General features: G+C 64.1%; 21 protein-coding genes and 1 tRNA gene. 14 read left to right on the top strand and 8 right to left on the bottom strand.

What is annotated here, in order from left to right; all coding sequences use genetic code 11:
• Positions 1-66: 66 nt before the first annotated feature.
• Entirely contained in the window at positions 67-498 is a 432-nt protein-coding gene (psaD, locus tag C7K55_RS08775; protein ID WP_106632357.1) for a photosystem I reaction center subunit II PsaD, read from the top strand.
• Entirely contained in the window at positions 499-1,416 is a 918-nt protein-coding gene (locus C7K55_RS08780) for a glycosyltransferase family 92 protein (protein WP_206603497.1), read from the top strand.
• Here C7K55_RS08780 and C7K55_RS08785 read toward each other — a convergent pair.
• The gene (locus tag C7K55_RS08785; protein ID WP_106632358.1) at positions 1,407-2,168 is read right to left on the bottom strand and encodes a hypothetical protein; all 762 of its coding nucleotides are present in this window, start codon (positions 2,166-2,168) and stop codon (positions 1,407-1,409) included. The genes C7K55_RS08780 and C7K55_RS08785 overlap by 10 nt on opposite strands.
• Before the next feature lie 6 nt (positions 2,169-2,174).
• On the bottom strand, positions 2,175-2,777 hold the full coding sequence (locus C7K55_RS08790) for a sulfotransferase family protein (RefSeq protein WP_153062455.1): 603 nt from the start codon (positions 2,775-2,777) through the stop codon (positions 2,175-2,177).
• Between the two features lie 166 nt (positions 2,778-2,943).
• Between C7K55_RS08790 and C7K55_RS08795 the strand changes: the two genes are divergently transcribed.
• From C7K55_RS08795 to C7K55_RS08815, 5 genes are read left to right on the top strand one after another with little or no spacing between them, the layout of a single operon-like run.
• Complete coding sequence (locus C7K55_RS08795) at positions 2,944-3,711, top strand: sulfotransferase family protein (protein ID WP_206603498.1); 768 nt, start codon at positions 2,944-2,946, stop codon at positions 3,709-3,711.
• Between the two features lie 24 nt (positions 3,712-3,735).
• Entirely contained in the window at positions 3,736-5,274 is a 1,539-nt protein-coding gene (locus tag C7K55_RS08800; RefSeq protein WP_106632361.1) for an anthranilate synthase component I family protein, read from the top strand.
• Entirely contained in the window at positions 5,271-6,449 is a 1,179-nt protein-coding gene (gene gshA / locus C7K55_RS08805; protein ID WP_106632362.1) for a glutamate--cysteine ligase, read from the top strand. The genes C7K55_RS08800 and gshA overlap by 4 nt, the downstream gene beginning before the upstream one ends.
• 44 nt (positions 6,450-6,493) lie before the next feature.
• Complete coding sequence (ppc, locus tag C7K55_RS08810; RefSeq protein WP_241518279.1) at positions 6,494-9,445, top strand: phosphoenolpyruvate carboxylase; 2,952 nt, start codon at positions 6,494-6,496, stop codon at positions 9,443-9,445.
• Between the two features lie 50 nt (positions 9,446-9,495).
• Positions 9,496-9,957 carry a GNAT family acetyltransferase gene (locus C7K55_RS08815; RefSeq protein WP_106632363.1) on the top strand — a complete coding sequence of 154 codons (462 nt, stop codon included), beginning with the start codon at positions 9,496-9,498 and terminating at the stop codon, positions 9,955-9,957.
• 128 nt (positions 9,958-10,085) lie between these two features.
• Here C7K55_RS08815 and C7K55_RS08820 read toward each other — a convergent pair.
• Positions 10,086-10,159, bottom strand: a tRNA-Arg gene (locus C7K55_RS08820).
• A 49-nt stretch (positions 10,160-10,208) separates the two neighbouring features.
• On the opposite strand from C7K55_RS08820, the gene recF reads away from it, so the two are divergent.
• Together recF and speD are read left to right on the top strand one after the other, a co-directional pair.
• On the top strand, positions 10,209-11,336 hold the full coding sequence (gene recF / locus C7K55_RS08825) for a DNA replication/repair protein RecF (RefSeq protein WP_396094837.1): 1,128 nt from the start codon (positions 10,209-10,211) through the stop codon (positions 11,334-11,336).
• Positions 11,337-11,389: 53 nt separating this feature from the next.
• Positions 11,390-11,896 carry an adenosylmethionine decarboxylase gene (speD, locus tag C7K55_RS08830; protein WP_106632365.1) on the top strand — a complete coding sequence of 169 codons (507 nt, stop codon included), beginning with the start codon at positions 11,390-11,392 and terminating at the stop codon, positions 11,894-11,896.
• Positions 11,897-11,898: 2 nt separating this feature from the next.
• Here speD and larE read toward each other — a convergent pair whose 3' ends face one another.
• Complete coding sequence (larE, locus tag C7K55_RS08835) at positions 11,899-12,771, bottom strand: ATP-dependent sacrificial sulfur transferase LarE (protein ID WP_106632439.1); 873 nt, start codon at positions 12,769-12,771, stop codon at positions 11,899-11,901.
• A 64-nt stretch (positions 12,772-12,835) separates the two neighbouring features.
• On the opposite strand from larE, the gene C7K55_RS08840 reads away from it, so the two are divergent.
• A complete protein-coding gene (locus C7K55_RS08840; RefSeq protein ID WP_106632366.1) occupies positions 12,836-13,984 on the top strand; it encodes a cob(I)yrinic acid a,c-diamide adenosyltransferase in 1,149 nt (382 codons plus the stop codon).
• Between the two features lie 37 nt (positions 13,985-14,021).
• Here the strand turns inward: C7K55_RS08840 and moeB are convergent, their stop codons facing one another.
• Positions 14,022-15,194 (bottom strand): molybdopterin-synthase adenylyltransferase MoeB, encoded by a 1,173-nt coding sequence (gene moeB / locus C7K55_RS08845; protein ID WP_106632440.1) that lies wholly within the window; start codon positions 15,192-15,194, stop codon positions 14,022-14,024.
• Between the two features lie 11 nt (positions 15,195-15,205).
• Positions 15,206-15,652 (bottom strand): M67 family metallopeptidase, encoded by a 447-nt coding sequence (locus C7K55_RS08850; RefSeq protein ID WP_161956153.1) that lies wholly within the window; start codon positions 15,650-15,652, stop codon positions 15,206-15,208.
• Between the two features lie 47 nt (positions 15,653-15,699).
• Between C7K55_RS08850 and C7K55_RS08855 the strand changes: the two genes are divergently transcribed.
• Entirely contained in the window at positions 15,700-16,086 is a 387-nt protein-coding gene (locus tag C7K55_RS08855; RefSeq protein WP_106632368.1) for a CAAD domain-containing protein, read from the top strand.
• On the opposite strand, the gene C7K55_RS08860 is transcribed toward C7K55_RS08855, so the two are convergent.
• Positions 16,087-16,974: a fructosamine kinase family protein gene (locus C7K55_RS08860; protein WP_106632369.1), complete on the bottom strand. Its 888-nt coding sequence runs from the start codon at positions 16,972-16,974 to the stop codon at positions 16,087-16,089.
• A 35-nt stretch (positions 16,975-17,009) separates the two neighbouring features.
• Here C7K55_RS08860 and crtD point away from each other — a divergent pair, with 35 nt between their 5' ends.
• Positions 17,010-18,548, top strand: a complete 1,539-nt coding sequence (gene crtD / locus C7K55_RS08865; RefSeq protein WP_106632370.1) for a C-3',4' desaturase CrtD — start codon at positions 17,010-17,012, stop codon at positions 18,546-18,548.
• A gap of 5 nt (positions 18,549-18,553) precedes the next feature.
• Here the strand turns inward: crtD and C7K55_RS08870 are convergent, their stop codons facing one another.
• Positions 18,554-19,474, bottom strand: a complete 921-nt coding sequence (locus C7K55_RS08870) for a prephenate/arogenate dehydrogenase (protein WP_106632371.1) — start codon at positions 19,472-19,474, stop codon at positions 18,554-18,556.
• A 59-nt stretch (positions 19,475-19,533) separates the two neighbouring features.
• Here C7K55_RS08870 and C7K55_RS08875 point away from each other — a divergent pair, with 59 nt between their 5' ends.
• Positions 19,534-20,970, top strand: a complete 1,437-nt coding sequence (locus C7K55_RS08875) for a helicase (protein ID WP_106632372.1) — start codon at positions 19,534-19,536, stop codon at positions 20,968-20,970.
• A 38-nt stretch (positions 20,971-21,008) separates the two neighbouring features.
• Positions 21,009-21,257 carry a DUF2839 domain-containing protein gene (locus tag C7K55_RS08880; protein ID WP_106632373.1) on the top strand — a complete coding sequence of 83 codons (249 nt, stop codon included), beginning with the start codon at positions 21,009-21,011 and terminating at the stop codon, positions 21,255-21,257.
• Positions 21,258-21,282 lie beyond the last annotated feature (25 nt).

The raw sequence follows: 21,282 nt of genomic DNA on the forward strand, positions 1-21,282 counted from the left end.
GTGCGGCAGAAGCCCCGATGAGGTCAAAAACACGGTGCTAGTTTCCGGCTGAAACGTTCCAAAGCCATGGCAGCGACGGTGCTCAACGGTCAACTCCCGAAGTACATCGGCAGCACCGGCGGCCTGCTGAACTCTGCTGAAACTGAGGAGAAATACGCCATCACCTGGACCAGCCCGAAGGAGCAAGTCTTCGAGCTGCCCACCGGTGGCGCGGCCCACATGAATGAGGGCGAAAATCTGATGTACTTCGCCCGCAAGGAGCAGTGCCTCGCCCTGGGCACCCAGCTGCGCACCAAGTTCAAACCCCGGATCGAGGACTACAAGATCTACCGGATCTTCCCTGGCGGCGACACCGAGTTCCTGCACCCCAAGGACGGCGTTTTCCCCGAGAAGGTCAATGAGGGTCGCACCATGGTTGGTCACAACCCCCGCCGCATCGGCGCCAACCAAAATCCCGCCAATCTCAAGTTCACCGGCAAGAACACCTTCGACGCTTGATTGGCTCTGCTGATCAACCACCTGTTGCAACGCGTCAAGATCGGCCGAGTGGGGCTCACGCCCCCCTTGCCTTTGCATGATCGCCACGGAGTTGCCATTGCATTGGTGGTGCGCAATGAAGAGCGCCACATTGGTGAGTGGGCCAGATTTCACCGGCTCGCTGGTGTGCGCCATGTATTCGTCTACGACGACGCCAGCAGGGACAACACGCTGGCGGAGCTTCGCCGCCATTTAGGCCCCCAGCAACTCACCGTGATTCCCTGGGGGCAGCGCCTCAGCGACCGCAGCCTAGGCCGTCCCATCCACAACCAGGTTTTGGCTTACGCCCATGCCGCCGCCAATTTTGGTGGTGCGTTCCGTTGGCTGGCCTGCATCGACGCCGATGAATTTTTAGTGCCTGTTAAGGCCAACTCGATCGATGCCGCGTTAGCCCACCTCGGGCCGGAGGTGGTGAATGTGTCGCTGCCGTGGCACATGTTCGGCCGCTGCGGCCACCAGGATCCCCCTGCTGGGGGTGTAGTAAGCAATTACCTGCAAAGAGCCCGGAACCCTATGCAGGACGTGAATTTCAAGTGCATTGTTGACCCTTGCCAGCTCAGCGGTGTGCGCGTTCACACCATGGACACCGGCCGACCCGCGCTCACCTGGAATGACCGTGGCGAGGCTTTTCGCGTAAAGCAACGGCACAAGTCTTTGTTCTATTCGGCCGAGCACCTGCAACTCAATCACTACTACACGCGCTCAAAGGAAGAGCTGGAACAGAAAATTAGTCGCGGTCCCAACCTCGAGGCGAAGCGGCAGGATTATCGGCGTAAGGTGATGCGGACAGTTACCCGGATCGAGGCGGGCACCAGGGAGGACCGGCAGGCGATCAATTTCCTGGAGAGAGCCGCGGCTGTGAACTCAGTTCAAAACTGATAACCGAACTGGTCGATCTCGGAAGCATAGAGGCGTCCAATTAGAACTTCTAGCTCTGGTGTGTAGTGGTTTCGGTATCCCCCGGGGGCACCAGCCGGTCGATGCCCTCCCTTGGAGCGGGGCATCCAACCGTCCCAATCCATCCCAGCGTCCCGAAAAAATAACTGCAGATCTTGCTGGAGCTGCTCAAAGCGCACCACCCGATCAGCCACCACCTGATCGTTGATGGTGTACATCGGCCAGTTGTCGTGGAAGGCGAGGGGCACGATGCCGCCGAGGTCATGGCCAGCGGCCAAAGCCTCCACATAGGCGGCAAAACTGGGAGGAGTCCTTTGACGCTGAATGCGCCAGTAGTAGTCAGACACCGTCTTGTCCCAGGGGTTGCGAATGATCGCCAACTTGCGAAAGCTCGCCCACTCCTGCGGAAAAGTCGCCGCAACGCAAGCAGCGGGGGCATGGGGAGGCTTGCGGCCGAGCATGGGCCTGTAGGCATGATCTACAGCTCTTGTGAGCGCACGGCGATAGGCACGAGGCCCGAGCAGGCGGAACAGGGAGAGCACTCCACGACTCTGACGCCAGGCGATGCGGCGCACCCGTTGGGTGAGCGGGATGCCCAGGGCCATGGTTTCGGCCAAGGCACTTATCTGCAGATCTTCAGGTCCAAGCAATCGGGCCAACGAGACACACAGCGAGCTGCCCGCCGCTTTGCGGCAGTGCAACACGATCAGCTGATGGCGCTCACTAATGATCATCAGACTTCAGCGCTGGGCCCGTGGGCGGTGGTGGGCCAACCAACTTTTGGCAGCTTGCAGCCATTCAGGCAGTTGGCGGCCACGGCCGCGGCCGATGTGGCCATAGTGCTCAGGGCTTAAGCCGTAGCCGGGCAAGCGGGCGATCAAGGCCTCAATCGGATCACTGTCAATGTTGAATTCCACCAGCTGCTCCGGCCGATCCCTCATGAAGCTCCGTACCGCCGCCAGGTGAGCATCCCACTCAGCGCGCCAAGCATCAATCAGCAGTCTTTGGCTAACAAGTTTCCGGACCTTTTGTTCGCGCATGGCAAACTCACCGTGGCCATGTAACAAACGAGATCTTATCCAATCCTCACGATCTCTGAAGTTGAGCAGCAAAATTGTATTGGGGTAGTCGCGCAGGATTTCCCGAAACAAGGAATTGGCATCAAAGCTGCCGATATAATTACTGTCAATCAGATCGCCGTAGAAAATAAATTGATCTATTCCGGTGAATACGGGCACGCCCGCCTCGACATTTGCCCTCATGATGCCGCCAATCTTGCGGCGACGACGCAAGCGACTTGGCAACTTTTGGTGAACTGCGGGATGGCCCGAGAGAGCGAACAACTGGGAGATGCTCCGAGTAGCACACTTATTGAAGCCGATTGCCACAACCTTTGGGAGAGATAGTGACTGGTTAACAAGTCCTGCCAGAACGCTTTCAGCAACTGACTCAATAATACTTGATATTTCTCGCAAGCACCAGTACAGTTGCCGAAATTACCGTGCTCAATTGGCCGGAACCATGCCCGGATCGGGGCTACTTAGATCCAGCAGCCGTATTGGCGCCAGGCTATTTTCACCCTTCTATCGTCGCTTCCCCTACCAAGGAGCGATGGATATTTTCAAGCTTGATCCTAGGGGTGCCTACTCGCCGCTTGAGCCATTTTTTTACAATCGTGTACCTAAAGCGGCGAACACCTCCATAACCCAGACCCTCTTCAACCACAGCGCTTATCGCCCTGGACTGGCCCGGCGTGATAATCCAAAATACAAGTTTCAAAGGCCAATTTTTCTCTCTCCAAATCAAGTACATAAGCTCGAATATGAAGCCTTTAAATTCACCTTTGTGCGCAATCCCTATAGCCGAGTCCTCTCTGCATATCTCGACAAGGTGGGGCGCAGAAAGCATCAAGGCGTGAGATTTCTGGCATGGGCAGAGGCAAACAGCCAACCAGCCAGCTTTCTGGGATTTTGTCGCTACCTAGATGCAGGCGGACTGTTTCTGGACATGCACTGGGCTCCACAAGTAGAGATTCTTTGCTTACCACTCGAATGCTTTGATTTTATTGGGCGAATAGAATCTATCGACCGAGATCTCAACCAAGTTCTGCAGAGGGTCTTCAAGGTGCAACTGGAAAGCCCACTACCGCAAACAGGCCGACATCACACACAAGCCAATCAAAAGCTCAAAGAGGCCTATGGGATGGAGGAGCGTCAAATTGTTAATCGTCTCTATGCCACTGATTTCTTAAAGCTTGGCTACCCCCAAGACTTATAAAGGCTTCGTCGCACCACAGGTTCGATGTCCAAATCCGAGGATCAGGCCTTTGGCAACCAGCTCGAGGCTGGCCACAACTTCATACCCCTCTGGAAGCGCTGGCCTGCTGATCTGGAAACCCCTCTCACCGCCTGGCTGAAGGCCGGAGCTGGTAGCAGTTATGGCGTGCTGCTGGAGTCGGTGGAAGGTGGTGAGCGCATCGGCCGCTGGAGCTTTGTGGTGTCTGATCCGCTCTGGACCCTCACCAGCCGGGGCGACCAAAGCGTGCGCCAGTGGCGCACCGGCTCCGAGGAGCGGCTGCAAGGCAACCCCTTCGACCTGCTGCGCCAGTGCCTAGAGCCCCTATCGAGCCCGCCGATCCCCGGTCTGCCACCGGTGGGCCAGCTATTTGGCTTCTGGGGCTACGAGCTGATCCGTTGGATCGAACCCAGCGTGCCGGTGCATCCGGCGGCCGAGGGTGCACCACCTGATGGCTGCTGGATGCTGGCCGACAGCCTGCTGGTGTTCGACCAGGTGAAGCGCCAGATCACCGCAGTGGCCTACGCCGATTTGAGTGGCGGCCAGGATCCACAGGCCGCCTACGCCGCGGCCGCAGCCCGGATCTCCGGCCTGGAAGAGCGCATGCACGGCCCCCTGCCCGGAGCCGGCACCCCCCTTAGCTGGCACGACGCCACGGCCGGTGACATCGCTGCCAATTTGCGGACCACCAGCAACGTCGGCCAGGAGGCCTTCGAGGCCGCCGTGAGCCGCGGAGAAGGGCACATCGAAGCTGGCGACGTGTTCCAGCTGGTGCTCAGCCAGCGGCTGGAAACCCGCATCGATCGCGATCCCTTCGAGCTCTACCGCAGCCTGCGGATGGTGAATCCCTCGCCCTACATGGCGTTTTTCAACTTCGGCGGCTGGTATCTGATCGGCTCCAGTCCGGAGGTGATGGTGAAGGCAGAGCCCACTGCCGCAGGGAGAGTGAAGGCTTCTTTACGGCCAATCGCAGGCACGCGCCCCCGGGGCGCCGATGAGGCCGAAGACCTGGCCCTGGAGGCGGAGCTGCTGGCTGATCCCAAGGAGCGGGCCGAGCACGTGATGCTGGTGGATCTGGGCCGCAACGACCTGGGCCGCGTCTGCCAGCCAGGCACCGTCAAGGTGAGCGAGCTGATGGTGATCGAGCGCTACTCCCACGTGATGCACATCGTGAGCCAGGTGGAGGGCCTGCTGGCCGAGGGCCAAACGGTATGGGACCTGCTGATGGCCTCCTTCCCCGCCGGTACGGTCAGTGGCGCTCCCAAGATTCGGGCTATGCAGCTGATCCACGCCCTGGAGCCCGACGCCCGAGGCCCATACTCCGGGGTGTACGGCGGGGTTGACCTGGCCGGCGCACTCAACACCGCTATCACCATCCGCACAATGGTGGTGCTGCCCCACCCCGAAGGGGGCTGGCGGGTGCAGGTGCAAGCCGGCGCTGGAGTAGTGGCCGACTCCAAGCCCGAACTCGAATACCAGGAAACCTTGAACAAAGCCCGCGGCATGCTCAAAGCCCTGGCCTGTCTGCTGCCGGCCCAGCCATGAGCGCCCCTCTGCTGCTTAAAGGTTTTGAGGTGGAGCTCTACACCGGCCGTGCCGATGGCACGGTGGTGGGCTGCAGCGCCGAGGCTGCGGCCGCCCTCGAGGGGTTCGTAACCGAGCCCGATTGCCGCAACCTCGAATACATCACTCCCCCGGATGCCGACTACGCCCGGCAACTGCAACTGCTGCTCGAGCCCCGCCAACGGCTGCGCCGCTGGCTCGCCAGCCGCCAGCTCACCCTGCTCCCCGGCAGCACGCTGAGCCTGGGGGACAGCCAGCGTTTTGAGCGCTCAGATCCGGCCAATCCGTATCACGGCTACATCGAGGCCACCTACGGCACCAAGGTGGTTACAGCCAGTGTGCACATCAATCTGGGGCTCACCGCCGGCCACGGCCTCGAGCCAATGACCAGCCTGTTTGCGGGCCTGCGCCTGATGCGCTGCGAAGCGTCCCTGCTCCTGGCCCTCAGCGCCAGCTCACCCTTTCTCGACGGGGTCGTAACCGCTGCCCATTCCCAGCGCTGGCTGCAGTTTCCCCTGACGCCAGCGGAGGTGCCCCTGTTCCTGGACCACCAGCACTACATCGACTGGATGGGCGAGCAACTGGCCTTGGGCACGATGCAAAACGTGCGCCATCTCTGGACATCGGTGCGGCCCAATGGCGACAACCGGCCCCACGACCTCAACCGCCTGGAGATTCGCATTTGCGATCTGGTCACCGATCCACTCGTGCTTTTGGCGATCACGGCCTTCGCCGAACTGCGCCTGCAGAAGTTGATGCGAGAACCGGAGCGCTACGACCCACTCCAGGCCAGCCGCCTGGACCCATCCCAGCTAGCCGCCCTCGCCGATGCCAACGACCGGGCCGCAGCCCGCTCCAGCCTTGATGCCACCTTGATGCACTGGCGCAATGGGGCCCCGATCCAGGCTCGAGACTGGCTGGCTCAGGAGCTGGCCGATCTGGCTCCACTTGCTCAAGAGCTGGGACTAACCAGGGTGCTCGCCCCCCTGCAGGGCGTCCTTGGCCAGGGCAACCAGGCCATGAGCTGGCTAGCCGGACACCAGGCTGGCCTGTCGATCCCGACCCTGCTCAACCAGACCGTCGAGGCGATGGCAAGCCAGGAGGCCGAGCTACTTGAGGCAATCGCCACAGACGGGGGGCCTGGTCCTTTGGGATGATCGAAAATCACTCCGCCGCCAATTCAGCTCCCATGCGGCAGTCCATGCCCACTCCCGCTGCAGCCAGCGAAGCGATACCGGCTTCCCAGCGGGTCACGCGGCTGCTGGGCGAGCGTCTCGAATTAGTTGAAGATCTCTGGGAGACGGTGCTGCGCAGCGAGTGCCCCCCCGAGCAGGCCGAGCGACTGCTGCGCCTCAAGCAGCTGAGTGACCCAGACGAGGCTGATGTCACTGGGGCGATCGTGCAGCTGATCCGCGAGATGGATCTGGCCGAGGCAATCGCCGCGGCCAGGGCCTTTTCGCTTTATTTCCAGCTGGTCAACATCCTCGAACAACACATCGAGGAGGACAGCTACCTCGACAGCCTCAGAAACCAGGAAAACGGCCCCAGCGATCCCTTCCTGCCGGCCCTGGCCAACCAGACCGACCCGGCCACCTTTCGCCAGCTGTTCGCCCGCCTGCGCAGCCTGAATGTGCCGCCAGCCCAGCTGGAGAAGTTGCTGCGCACCCTCGACCTGCGGCTGGTGTTCACCGCCCACCCCACTGAAATTGTGCGCCATACGGTGCGGCACAAGCAGCGACGCGTGGCCACCTTGATCCAGAAACTGGAGCAGGGCAGCGGCCTCAATTGCCTTGAGCGCCAAGGCCTGCGACTCCAGCTAGAGGAGGAGATCCGGCTCTGGTGGCGCACCGACGAACTACACCAGTTCAAACCGACGGTGCTCGACGAGGTCGACTACGCCCTGCACTACTTCCAGCAGGTGCTCTTCGACGCCATGCCCCAGCTACGCGATCGCATTCGCGCCGCCCTGAAGCTGAGCTATCCAGACGTGGAACCGCCACGGGATTCGTTCTGCACCTTCGGCTCCTGGGTGGGCTCAGACCGGGACGGCAACCCCTCGGTGACACCGGACATCACCTGGCGCACCGCCTGCTACCAACGCCAGCTAATGCTGGAGCGCTATCTCAAGGCGGTGAACGAGCTCAGTGACCAGCTCAGCATCTCGATGCAGTGGAGCCAGGTGAGCCCGGCTCTGCTGGAGTCGCTGGAAATGGACCGGCTGCGCTTCCCGGAGATCTACGAGGAGCGGGCTGCCCGCTACCGACTCGAGCCCTACCGGCTCAAGCTCAGCTACACCATGGAGCGGCTGCGGCTCACCCACCAACGCAACCAGCAACTGGCCGATGCCGGCTGGGAGTCTCCCTGCGATGGCAGCGCCCCACCGCCGCCGATGGGGGGCAGCATGGCCCCCGCTCCCACCCAGGAGTTGCACTACAGCACGGTTGATGAATTCCGCTACGACCTGGAACTGATCCAAGACAGCCTCGAGCGCACTGGCCTGAGCTGCGAATCGCTGCAGCACCTGATCAGCCAGGCCCAGATCTTTGCCTTCTGCCTTGCCAGCCTGGACATCCGCCAGGAGAGCACCCGCCACAGCGATGCCCTCGACGAACTCAGCCGCTACTTGCAGTTAGCCGTGCCCTACGGCGAGATGGATGAGGCCCAGCGGGTCGAGTGGCTGCTCAGCGAAATCCAGACCCGCCGCCCCCTGCTGCCGCCCACTGCCAAATGGAGTGCCGCCACAGCCGAAACCTTCGCCGTGTTCCGGATGCTGCAGAGGCTGCAGCAGGAATTCGGATCGCGTATTTGCCGCACCTATGTGATCTCGATGAGTCACACGGTGTCCGATTTGCTGGAGGTGCTGCTGCTGGCCAAGGAGGCCGGGCTAGTAGACCCACTTGCCCAGCGCGCCGGCCTGCTGGTGGTGCCGCTGTTTGAAACGGTGGAGGATCTCCAGAGGGCGCCAGCGGTGATGGGCACCCTGTTCCGCCATCCTTTTTACCTAGCCCTGCTGGGCAGTGACGGTGGCCAGCCCCTCCAAGAAGTGATGCTGGGCTACTCCGACAGCAATAAGGATTCGGGCTTCCTCTCCAGCAACTGGGAAATCCATAAGGCCCAGATCGCCCTGCAGCGTCTGGCCATCGAGCACGGCGTCGCCCTGCGCATCTTCCACGGCCGGGGCGGCTCGGTGGGCCGCGGTGGTGGGCCCGCCTATCAGGCGATCCTGGCCCAGCCCAGCGGCACCCTCAGCGGCCGCATCAAGATCACCGAACAAGGGGAGGTGCTGGCCTCCAAATACTCCCTGCCGGAGCTAGCGCTCTACAACCTGGAAACGGTCACCACCGCCGTGTTGCAGAACAGCCTGGTGAGCAGCCCCGTTGACGAAACCCCCAGCTGGAACGAGCTGATGGGCCGACTGGCGGCCCGCTCCCGCGACCACTACCGGGCCCTGGTGCACGACAACCCCGACCTGGTGGCCTTCTTCCAGCAGGTGACCCCAATCGAAGAGATCAGCAAGCTGCAGATCTCCAGCCGCCCGGCCCGCCGCAAGAGTGGCGCCAAGGACCTCTCAAGCCTGCGGGCCATCCCCTGGGTGTTCGGCTGGACCCAGAGCCGCTTCCTGTTGCCCAGCTGGTTTGGGGTGGGAGCCGCCCTGCAGGAGGAGCTCGACCAGGATCCAGGCCAGCTGGAGCTACTGCGGTTGCTCTACCAGCGCTGGCCGTTCTTCCGCATGCTGATTTCCAAAGTGGAGATGACCCTCTCCAAGGTGGATCTCGACCTGGCCCACCACTACGTCCAGGCCCTGGGCCGCAGCGAAAACCGCGAGGCCTTTGAAGCAATCTTCCAGTCGATCGCTGCGGAATTTGGCCTTACCCGCGATCTGGTGCGGGCGATCACAGGCCACAGCCGACTGCTGGATGGCGATCCTGCCTTGCAGCTCTCGGTGGATCTACGCAACCGCACGATCATTCCGCTCGGCTTCCTGCAGGTGGCCCTGCTCAGACGCCTGCGCGACCAAAACCGCCAGCCACCGATGAGTGAAACGAGCGCCAGCAGCAGCGACGATGGGCGCACCTATAGCCGCAGTGAACTGCTGCGGGGCGCCCTGCTCACCATCAACGGCATCGCGGCGGGCATGCGCAACACCGGCTGAGTCCATTCCCTTCAGCCCCTACCTAGATCAGCCCAGCTCTGGACTCCCTCTTGATCCCGTTCCGCAGCCAGCCCCAAGCCCCACAACTGAGGGATGGTTATCACCTGCTGGCCGATGGCCTACTGCCCAGTGCCGAAGCGCTCAACAGGCTGCTGGTGGCAGCGGGTGATCAGCCCCGGCAGCCTGAGCGCTGGCAGCGGGTGCTGGAGCTAAGCGTTTGGCACTTGGGCGTGGCGGGCCCCGATGGCCAGCTGGTGGGGTTTGTCAGAGCTACCAGCGACCTCGCCCTCAATGCCAACCTCTGGGACCTTTGCGCCGATCCTGCCGATCCAGCTGAGGCAGAGATCCTGGCGGTGCTTGTCCATGCCGCCTTGGGCCGATTGCGCCGGGAGCTGGCGGGGTGCAGTATTTCTCTTTCAGCCCCGCCCCAGGCCCTTGCTGCCCTAGAGCGCTACGGGTTTGCCGTGGATCCGGGGGGCATCCGCGCCATGGGGCTCAAGCTTGAGAATTGATCTCAAGCTGGAGAGTTGATTTCAAACCGGGCTTGGCCAGCAAACCACAGTTCCCAAGCAAAACCCCACCGCCTGGGCCTTGATTGCCTCGGCGGTGGGGAGAGGTGGGGCGGGATGCGGTTGGGTGACGAGCATGGAGGGACTCGAACCCCCGACCCTCAGAACCGGAATCTGATGCTCTATCCAACTGAGCTACATGCCCTTAATGGCACCCTGCCTGGCTTACCTTAACCGCACACCGCATCAGACCCATCCGGCTGCATCGCCTGGAGCTGCTGCGTTTCCGCAATATCAGTCGGCTGGAGCTGAGCCTGGAGGCTCCCCGGCTACTGGTGGTCGGGGCCAATGGCGAGGGCAAATCCAACCTGCTGGAAGCGGTGGAATTACTTGGCTGCCTGCGATCCCACCGCACCAGTAGCGATCGTGATTTGATCCAGCACGGCGAGGCCAGCGGCCAGGTGCGCGCCCTCACCAGCGGCGGGGACCAGCTGCAGCTGGAGCTGCGCCGAAGTGGCGGCAGGCAGGCCCAGCGCAACGGCAAGCAGCTGGAGCGCCAGCTTGACCTGCTGGGTTCGCTGCGCTGCGTGGGCTTCAGCGCCCTCGACCTCGAGCTGGTGCGGGGCGAGCCCGCTGGCCGGCGTCAGTGGCTCGACCGGGTGGTGCTGCAGCTCGAGCCTCTCTACGGCGACCTGCTGAGTCGCTACGGCCGGCTGCTACGCCAGCGCAGCCAATTGCTGCGGCGCGGCCTGGGGGGAACCAGCCTGCTGGCCCTACTCGACACCTTTGATCTGCAAATGGCCGTGATCGGCACCCGCTTACACCGGCGCCGCTTCCGGGCGATCCGGCGCCTCGAGCCCCTGGCCGCAGCCTGGCAGGAGCGGCTCAGCGGCGGCCGTGAAGAGCTGCAACTGAATTACCAAAGCGGCACTGTCTTGGCGGGAGAGGAGGCTGAGGAACCTTGGCGTCAATCCCTGCTTGAGCAGCTACAGCTTCAACGCCAGGAGGAACTGCGGCTGGGCCAATGCACGGTGGGGCCCCACCGGGACGAGCTAGAGCTGGCCTTGGCCGGCCAACCGGCCCGCCGCTACGGCTCGGCTGGCCAGCAACGCACCTTGGTACTGGCCCTCAAGCTGGCTGAGCTCGAGCTTGTGGGATCCGTCCTGGGGGAGCCACCCCTACTGCTCCTCGACGACGTGCTCGCCGAACTAGACCCGGAGCGGCAACAATTGCTGCTCGAGGCGGTGGGCGAAGGTCACCAGTGCCTGGTGAGTGCCACCCACCTGGGAGCCTTCAGTGGGGGCTGGCAGGCCGAAAGCCAGGTGGTGCGGATGCGCGCCGGCCAGCTCGATCCGAAGATGCCAACTGACTTGGACAGCTAGGCCCCACTACCTGGCCGACAGCCTATGGTTAATTGCTCGTTTGGTCGGATTCGATGACCCAGACCCTGCCCTGCCTCCACCCGAACCCGGGATGGACTGAGGCCCCTGCTGCTACCACCGCAGCCTCTCCCCTGCCTCACCAGATTTCCGAAACGGTCGGGAAACACTGCATCCTTGAGCTTTATGGCTGCGACAGCGCCAAGCTCGACGACGAAGCCTTCCTGAGGGACACCATCACCGCAGCAGCGAAGCGTGCCGGTGCCACCCTCCTCAACCTGATCACCCACCGATTCGAACCCCAAGGGGTTACGGGATTAGCCCTACTGGCCGAATCCCATATCTCGATTCACACCTGGCCAGAATCGGGCTACGCGGCGGTTGATGTGTTCACCTGCGGTGATCACACGATGCCGGAAAAAGCCTGTGCGGTACTCGCCGCCGAGCTTTCAGCCAACGACCACAAGCTCACCAGCTTCCGCCGCGAGACACCGCCGTCGATTGCTGAGAGCCCGCGTGATCCGTTGCAGGAGCATGGGTTCACCGCCGCGGTGACCCTCTGATCTCAGCCGGCTAACCACCGGTTGGCTGAGCCCAGTTCCCGGTTGAGCTTGCCGCTCACCAGCCCCTCCAGATCCAGCCCAACGGCGCTGAAACCCATCTCCAGGAAGGCCGCCACCAGCGCCTGCCTGGTTTCGGGCTTGGCCCACAAACCCAGGGCGCGATCCAATTGGGCGGGAGGCAGTTCAATCCGAGCCGTCTGGCCCTGGGAGCGCACGCGCACCTGGGGCCATCCTCTTGCAAACAACCAGGCTTCCGCTGCAGCCACCCGCTCCAGCCTCTCCGCCGTGATCCGTTCGCCGTAGGGAAAGCGCGAAGCCAGACAAGGCTGGGCCGGCTTGTCCCACCAGGGCAATCCCAGAGCCCGAGAAATTTGGCGTACGCCGGCCTTGTCGAGGCCCACCTCGGCCAGAGGCGAACGCACTCCGAATTCCTTTGCGGCCCGAATGCCGGGCCGATGATCGTCTAGATCCTCGGCATTGACGCCATCGAGCACGGTCGCCCCTGCCGCCGCGGCCGCGATCGGCGCCAGCAGCCGGTGCAGCTCCCGCTTGCAGGCGTAGCAGCGCTGGTCAGGATTACTGGCGTAGGCCGGATCTGCCAGCTCCGCCGTAGCGATCTCCCGGTGGGTGATCCGCAGCCAACGAGCCTGCTCCGCCGCCTCCGCCCGCAGGTGGGGGGCTAGGGCCGGCGACACACCCGTAATCGCCAAAGCCGCCTCGCCGCGTTGCTCTACGGCGAGGGCAGCCACTAGGGAACTATCAACGCCACCGGAATAGGCCAGAACCAGCCGATCTAGGCACGCCAACTGCTGACGCAGCGAGGCCAGCGCCAGCTCCAGCGGCGGCGGCAACGGCTCCAACGGGGAAAACAGCATCGCCACCAAACTCCTGCCCAGATCTTGGCAACCCCCACCCCAATGACGCCGGTAACATCGCAATATGAGCAGCACCCAGACGCCGCAACGAGGAACGGGCCGGGGTATCGGCATCCGTACGGCGGCCGGCAGCGATGAGCGCGCCCATGGCCAGCTGCACGTCTATGACGGCGATGGCAAGGGCAAAAGCCAGGCGGCCCTAGGTGTAGTTCTGCGCACCATCGGCCTGGGTATCTGCGAGCAAAAACGCACACGGGTGCTGCTGCTGCGCTTTCTCAAGGGGCCCGGCCGGGCCTACGACGAAGACGCCGCCATCGAAGCCCTGCAACAGGGCTTTCCCCACCTGATCGACCAGGTGCGCACCGGCAGGGGAGACTTTTTCAGCGCCGAGGAAGCCACCCGCTTCGACCGGCAGGAGGCCCAGCGGGGCTGGGACATTGCCAAAGGGGCCATCGCCAGCGACCTCTACTCGGTGGTGGTGCTCGACGAGCTCAACCCGGTGCTTGATCTGGGCCTGCTTGATATCGAAGATGTAGCCCGCACCCTGGCGGCCAAACCCGACGGCATGGAGGTGATCTGCACAGGTCGCGGTGCGCCCCGCCAGCTGGTGCAACTGGCCGACCTGCACTCGGAAATGCGCGCCCACCAGGGCCCGGGTGGCCTTGAAGGCGTCGAGATTTACACCGGTGAAGGCAAGGGGAAATCCACCAGTGCCCTGGGCAAGGGGCTACAGGCGATCGGCCGTGGCATCAGCCAGGACAAAAGCCACCGGGTGCTGATTCTGCAGTGGCTCAAAGGTGGCGCTGGCTATACCGAAGATGCCGCCATCGCCGCACTTCGCGAGAGCTATCCCCACCTGGTGGATCACCTGCGCTCCGGGCGCGACGCGATCGTGTGGCGCGGCCAGCAGCAGCCGATCGACTACGTGGAAGCCGAGCGTGCTTGGGAGATCGCCCGCGCCGCCATCTCCAGCGGCCTCTACAAAACAGTGATCCTCGATGAAATCAACCCCACAGTTGATCTGGAGCTGCTGCCGGTGGAGCCGATCGTGCAAACCCTGCTGCGCAAACCCGCTGAAACGGAAGTAATCCTCACCGGCCGCTGTAAAAACCGCCCTGCCTATTTCGACCTAGCTTCGGTGCACTCCGAGATGGTGTGCCACAAGCATTACGCCGAGCGCGGCGTCGATCTCAAACGCGGCGTGGATTACTAAAGCTGGATTACTGAGACTGGGCTACTGAGAAGAGGCCTCAGTAGCGCAGCACACTCGGATCAACTTCCTGGCTCCAGGCGTCGATGCCCCCGCTCACATTGATGCCCTCGATGCCGTGGCGTTTCAGGGCAATCAGGGCCTTGGCACTGCGGCCGCCCAGCTTGCAGTGGACGTAGAGGCTTTTGCCCGCCGCCAGCTGCTGGATGCGTTCCACTGCCGTGCCGTTCTCGATCTGATCGAGAGGGATCAATACGGCGCCGGGAATCCCGGCGATCTCAGCCTCGGGGGGGTTGCGCACGTCGATCAGCACCAGGCCACTGGTGTCACCATCGAGCAGCGTTTTGAGCTCGCCCACGCTGATACTCTCCACAGCTCCGGATTCTTCCTGGCCAGGTGCGGTGCCGCCAACGCCGCAAAACTCTTGGTAATCAATAAGTTTGTCGATCACGGGGCGCTCGGGATTTGGCCGCAGCTTCAGCTCGCGGAACTTCATCGCCAGGGCATCGAACAGCAGCAGCCGGCCGCTGAGGGTGGTGCCGATGCCGGTGATGATCTTCACCGCCTCGGTGGCCTGGATCACGCCGATGATTCCGGGCAATACGCCCACCACGCCGCCCTCGGCGCAGGAGGGCACCATGCCCGGCGGCGGCGGTTCGGGGAACAGGTCGCGGTAGTTGGGGCTCTCGGCATCCAGGTTGAACACCGTGGCCTGGCCCTCGAAGCGGAAGATCGAGCCGTAAACATTTGGCTTACCCAGCAGCACGCAGGCGTCGTTCACCAGGTAGCGGGTGGGGAAGTTATCAGTGCCGTCGCAGACCAGGTCGTAGCCGGAAATGATCTCCAGGGCATTTTCGCTGGTGAGGGCGGTCTCGTAGAGATCCACCTGGCAGTGGGGATTGATCTCCAGGATGCGCGCCTTGGCCGATTCAATCTTGGGCTTGCCAACCCAGCTGGTGCCATGGATCACCTGGCGCTGGAGGTTGGAGTGGTCGACCACATCGAAATCGACGATGCCGAGCCGGCCAACTCCGGCAGCCGCTAGATAAAGGAGCAGGGGCGAGCCCAGCCCACCGGTGCCCACGCACAGAACAGAAGCTGCCTTGAGCCGCTTTTGCCCCTCCATACCCACCTCTGGCAGGATCAGGTGCCGGGCAAAGCGAGCCACCTCATCGGGGCTGAGCTGGACGCCGCTGGTGTCGGGAGGAAGCATGGCCTCTTGGATCAGGACACCATTCTCCATGGCAGGCGCAGGGGCGCGGCCGGGGCTTCCGGCAGCCACCAGGCAACCAACTCCCCGCCAAGGGTTTGGGCCCCGAGGATCACCATCAAAGTGGATATCCCACAGAGACTGCGATCAGTGCCAGAAGGCACTGCCCCACTGGTGGGGTGGCTGTGGGCCGAGCCCAGCAGCTCCAGCCCCTGAGCCCTGCCCCACTTCTGCGCCTGCAGCTGCTCCCTTGGATCAATCGCAAAGCGCTGGCAGCGTTGCTGAGGCTGGGGCCAGACGTTGCAACACGGCCAGACCAGGCGCAGTTGCCAGTCGAAGTCCAAGCGTTCGCCCAGCAGCAGGGCACAACCCTCCTCCGGTTCTGCGCTGGCCAGGATGGGGCGCAAAACGGTGAGCAGGTGCAGATCTGCCCTGATTTGCTCTGGCGCTTGGGAGAACACGCCGATACCTTATGAATCATTCCAAACATTCGCCTCCCAACCGGTCCATGAGCGATACCACCACCGACGCGGTTGAGCAGGGCACTGCCACTGAAGTGGAGACTGACGCCACCTCCGGTGCAGCCGAAGCCAGCTTCAGTGAGCGTTACAGCGAAATTCTTGCCAAGGTGAACGGCACCCTGGACCAGGTGGACTGGAGCCAGATGGGACGGATCGGCAAAGCCAGCGGGGTGATTCTGGCTGTGATCGTCGCTCAGATCCTGATCAAAGGAGTGCTCGACGCAATAAACCTGCTACCCGTGGTTCCCGGCCTGCTGGAACTGCTGGGCTTGGTGGTTGTCGGCCAGTGGAGTTGGCACAACCTCACCACCAGCGAAAAGCGTGGTGCCGTGGTGGCCAAGGTCCAGAACCTCCGCAAGGAATATCTGGGCTAATCAGCTCCTATTAATTAGCAGCTGATCAATGCTGGCTTGAGCCTGGCGCCCCCAGCCGCCGCCAAACAGGCTGGCGTGATTCAAAAGGTGATACAGGTTGTAGAGGGCGACCCGAGCCTTGGCCCCAGGCTCCACCGGCCAGACATCTACGTAACCGCTAAAAAAAGCTTTCGGAAATCCGCCGAATAGCTGGGCCATCGCCATATCCACCTCCCGATCCCCCCAATAGCAAGCGGGGTCGAAAATTGTGCTGCAGCCATTGGTCAGCAGGCCCGCATTGCCGCGCCAGAGATCCCCGTGCACAAGCACCGGCTCACAGTGACGGCCGCTTAGCCGTAGCGGCACCAGCTCCAGCAGCTCCCGTGCTCCCCGCAGCGGCTCTCCCCGCCTAGCGGCCCAAGCCAGCTGGGGCGCCAAGCGGCACTCCGCAAAAAACACCCCCCAATCGGAGCGCCAGCCGTTGGGCTGGGGGGCTGATCCAATGAAGTTGTCTGCCGCCGCGCCGTAGCCCTGGGCTGGTGCCGAGCCGGCACTGCTGCGGTGCAGCTGGGCCAAGCCCTGGCCGCATTGAAACCAACCACTTTCAGCTGCGGCGCCAGCTGAGCCGGCCAACTGCAGCCAGCTGAGCAGCAGCACGGCGAGATCGCCGGCCACTCCCCATGCCAGGGGCTCTGGAATCACCAGCGCGGCAGGCGCATGCTGTGCCAACTGCTGCAGACCGCTTAGCTCCGCCTCAAACATGGGTAGGGCTGCGGCCGCGTTGGTCTTGGCAAACAAGCTGCGACCATCAGCCAACTCAAGCCGCCAGGCCTGGTGGATACAACCACCCCCCAGCGGCGTCTGGGCCACCACGGCGCAGCCGAGCTGCTGCTCTACCCAGGCCTGCATCGCGCGCCCGCGCACCTGGTTGCCAGCATGGCGCCATGGAGAAGCGCCTCGATGTGGTGGTGGTGGGCGCCGGCATCGCCGGCCTCACCGCCGCAGCCCTACTGGCCCGGGAGGGCCTAACGGTGGAACTGCTGGAAGCCCACCAGCAGAGCGGTGGCTGCGCCGGCACCTTCCGCCGCGGCCCCTACACCTTTGATGTGGGCGCCACCCAGGTCGCTGGCCTGGAACCTGGCGGCAGCCACCAGCGCCTGCTGGCCCACTTCGCTCTGCCCTTACCGCAGGCCACCCCCCTGGATCCGGCCTGCGTGGTGGATCTGGCCGATGGCCAGCCGCCGGTGCGGATCTGGCGCGATCCGGAGCGCTGGGCCGCCGAGCGGGAGCTGCAGTTTCCCGGCAGCGGCCGCTTCTGGCAACTGTGCGCCGTCCTGCACCAGGCCAACTGGACCTTCGCTGGCCGCGATCCGGTGCTACCACCGCGCACCCTCTGGGATCTGGGCCAGCTGCTGCCGGCCATGCGCCCCGCCAACCTGGCCAGTGGCCTGCTGGCCGGCGCCACGGTGGCCGATCTGCTGGCGCTCACGGGCTGCGGCGGCGACCCGCGCCTGCGCCGCTTCCTCGATCTGCAGCTACGCCTCTACTCCCAGGAGCCCGCCGATCGCACCGCCGCCCTCTATGGCGCCACCGTGCTGGCCATGGGCCAGGCACCGCTGGGGCTCTGGCACCTGCAGGGCTCAATGCAGGTGCTCAGCCAGCAGCTTGAGCAGGCCCTGGCTGCCGGCGGCGGCCAGCTGCGACTGCGACATCGGGTGAAAGCCCTGCAGCGCAACAACGAGCCTGGAGGCGGGGCGGGCTGGAGGTTGCAGGGCGAGCAGCTGGGTGGAGCAGGCAAGGGGCAGGCGTTCAGCTTGAGCGCTACCAATGTGGTGCTGGCCATACCGGTGCAAAGCCTGCCCGCTCTGCTCGGCCAGCAGCTGCCTACGGGCTACCGCAACCGGATAGAAAATTTGAGCGATCCATCTGGGGCATTGGTTTTTTACGGTGCCATTGAGCGAGCACTGCTGCCCGCCAACTGCCCCAGCCACCTACAACTCGATTGGGCCGATCCGGGCACCTTGTTTGTGTCGGTGAGCCAGGAGGGCGACGGCCGGGCGCCGGTGGGCCTGGCCACTGTGATCGCCAGCGTTTTCACCCCAGCGAAACCCTGGTTTGGCCTCGAACCCACCGCCTACGACCAAGCCAAGGCCGAATCGCTGGCCGCCATGCAGCGGGGGTTGGAGTCGCTGCTGGGCATCAGCCCAGCACAGTGGCGCCACGCTGAGCTGGCCACACCAAGGGGTTTTGAGCGCTGGACCGGGCGGCCCTTTGGCTTTGTGGGCGGTCTGGGACAGCACCCCAGCCGCTTCGGGCCCTTCGGCCTAGCCAGCCGCACCCCTCTGCCGGGCCTGTGGCTGTGCGGTGATTCGATCCACCCCGGAGAGGGCACGGCCGCCGTGGGCCTCTCAGCCCTGATGGCCTGTCGGCAGCTGCTGGCAGAGCGTGGCCAGACGCTTAGCCTCAGCGGACTGAGCACCTAGCCATGTCAGGGGGAGCAGAGAAACTGCGGCCGCAACTCCTGGCTGCGATCGAGCACCTGCCGCAAGCCCTGCCAATCCCCCTGGCTCACCTGCTGCTCGAGAGCTTCCAGCTGCTGCCGGTAGACCGCCAGCGCCGCTAGCAGCGCCTCGCGGTTGCAGCGGGCCATCAGGGCACCCAACTCCGGATTGCCGCCGCCCACCCGGCTGGTGTCGGCAAAGCCGCTCGAAGCCAGGGCGCGCACTAGGCCGGCTAAATCCCCGGCGCCCGCAGCGCCAGCCCGATCAGCCGCATGCAGCAAGGCGGCACCCACCAAAACCGGCAGGTGGGAGATCAGCGCCACCGCTTGGTCGTGCTCAGCGGCGCCGCAACTGAGCCAGTGGGCCCCCACAGCCTGGGCCAAGCCCTGAACCAACGCCAGCGCCTGCGGATCGGTAGCGGCAGCGGGGGTCGCCACCCAAGGGCGCCCGTGAAACAACCCGTGCTGGCCCGCCTCCACCCCCGCCTCAGCCGTACCGGCCATCGGATGACTAGCGACAAAACGGGGATGCAGGCCCTGCCAGAGCTCCAGCACCGGCGCCTTCACCGAACCCACATCGGTGATCACCGCCTGGGGTGGCAACGCCGCCACCAACTCCTGCGGCGGCTCCAGCAGCCGGTCTAGGGGCAGGGCCAGGACCACCAGGCTGCAGCCCGCCAGCACGGCGGGGTTGGTGCCCACCTCGGTGGCCAGGAGCCGCTGCCGGGCTCGCTCGGCGGTGGCCTCACGGTGCACTAAGGCACGCACCTCCACGCCTTGGTGCTGCAGATCCAGCCCCAAGGAGCCGCCAATCAATCCCAAGCCCACGATCCCCACGGGCCCCTGCCGCCACGGATTGGCAGTGCTGTGAGCACGAGCCTGGGGGCTGGGCAAGGAATGGGGAGTCATCGGGGCGCAGGAGCCATCCCGCCAGCTTCCTACGCTTTTGATCTGTTGGTTGGCTGGGAATGCTCGAAGCCCGCGCCCATCAGCAACTCAAAGACCTATTGCGCCAGGAGGGCAGTGCTCCCTGGCCCCACCACCTCAGCCTCAGCCGCTTGGTGGCCCGCAGCCTGCGCCGCGGCGACCACACCCTGGTGCGACTAGCCCCAGGCAGCGAACCCAGCTGGTGGATCAGCCTGCTGGTACCCCTTGCCCTGAGCGAGTGCCCCCTGGCAATAGTGGTGGGCGAGGCCCAACGCCAACGGCTGCTACAGGTGGAGCTGCCCAGGCTGGCAAAGGCCGAACCAAGCATGGCCCTGCCCTGCTTCGAGGGCGACCGAGCACCAGAAGATGCCCGCGTCTGGTTGCTTAACCATCAACAGCTGGTGGCGGCCTGGCAAAAGGGGTGGCTGGGGGAGCGCCAACTGGTGATCCCGGAGGCGGAACAGCTCGACACCCTGCTGCGCCAAACCCTGGAGGTGGTGGTCACGCCCCAGCACTGGGACCAACTGCGGCGGGCCCAGCCCGCGGCCGAGTCCAGCCTGCTGAGCCTGCACCAACGGCTCAATCGCCGGGTGCTCAGCGCCCCCCACCGTCCCAACCAGCTGGTGGCCCTGGCCCCAGACGACGAAGCCCCCCTGCGCCATCTACTGCAGCTGCTAAGCCCCCTACCCGCGCCATGGCCCGACTGGCTGGCCGCCAAGGGCGAAGGCTGGACCAGCTGGGCCCAGCTGAATCCCCAACTGCTGCAATGGCAACTGCACCGCCACCCCCTCGAGCCCTTGGCGGTGCTGCGCGGCCTGCTGGAGCGGCGGGGTGCGGTGCTGCTGGGCCAACTTGCGCCGGGGAGTGAATTGGGGCTCCAGCCGGTTGTGGAGCTGAATCTCGGCGATGCGCCCCTTGCCGACCCCCTGCCCCTGTTTGCGCCGCTGCGCCAACCGCTGCCGAATAGCCCGAACTACGGACAGCACCTGCTCGAGCAAAGCCGACGCCTGATCCTTGGCCAAGCTGGGCTAACGGTCGTGCTGATCGATGACGACGCCCTGCGATTAGGACTGACCAGTGGGCTGGCAGCGGAATTCGGCAGTCGAGTAGTGCACGAGAGCACCGCGCCCGAAGGCAATGGGGTGATTTGTGCACGCTGGTGCTGGTGGCTTGAGCAGCAGGCCCGGCTGCCACTGCCAAGCCAGATCGTGATCGCCCTGCTGCCGATCGCCAGCCTCGAAGATCCCCTCACCGCAGCGCGAGTAATGGCATTACGCCAAGGGGGGCGCGATTGGTTCCGAGAGGGCCTGTTGCCAGATGCCCTCACCCGTTTGCAGCTCGGTGTAGCGGGGCTTAGGCGCGAGGGCGCTGGCCGGCTGGCCGTACTGGATGGACGGCTGCGGGGGCGGAGCTGGGGCCGCCAGGTGCTTGCGGCCCTGGAACCCTGGATCAACCTGACCCGCTTACTGCCTCACTGACGTGGGATTCTGGCTTCACCATCCAAGTAGCGGAGGCCATGGGGGAAGCCAAGCGTCGCAGTATTCAGGGTCTGCCACCCAAGCTGGTTAAGCCAAAACGGCCAAAAGAAATTGACACCTCGCCACGCGTCGCAGCCTGGCTGCCCCTGACGCGCAGCCAGGCTGATCGCTTCGTCACCCTCACCACCAAAGGGGCCTGGATAGGCATCGGCGCCCTGGTGCTGTTCTGGCTGACGGTGCGTTTTATCGGCCCCGCAGCCGGCTGGTGGAACCTGTCCGACGGCTGAGCCGCGAAATCCTGAAGAAAAGATT

Source organism: Cyanobium usitatum str. Tous, from assembly GCF_003011885.1.
Lineage (GTDB): Bacteria > Cyanobacteriota > Cyanobacteriia > PCC-6307 > Cyanobiaceae > Cyanobium_A > Cyanobium_A usitatum.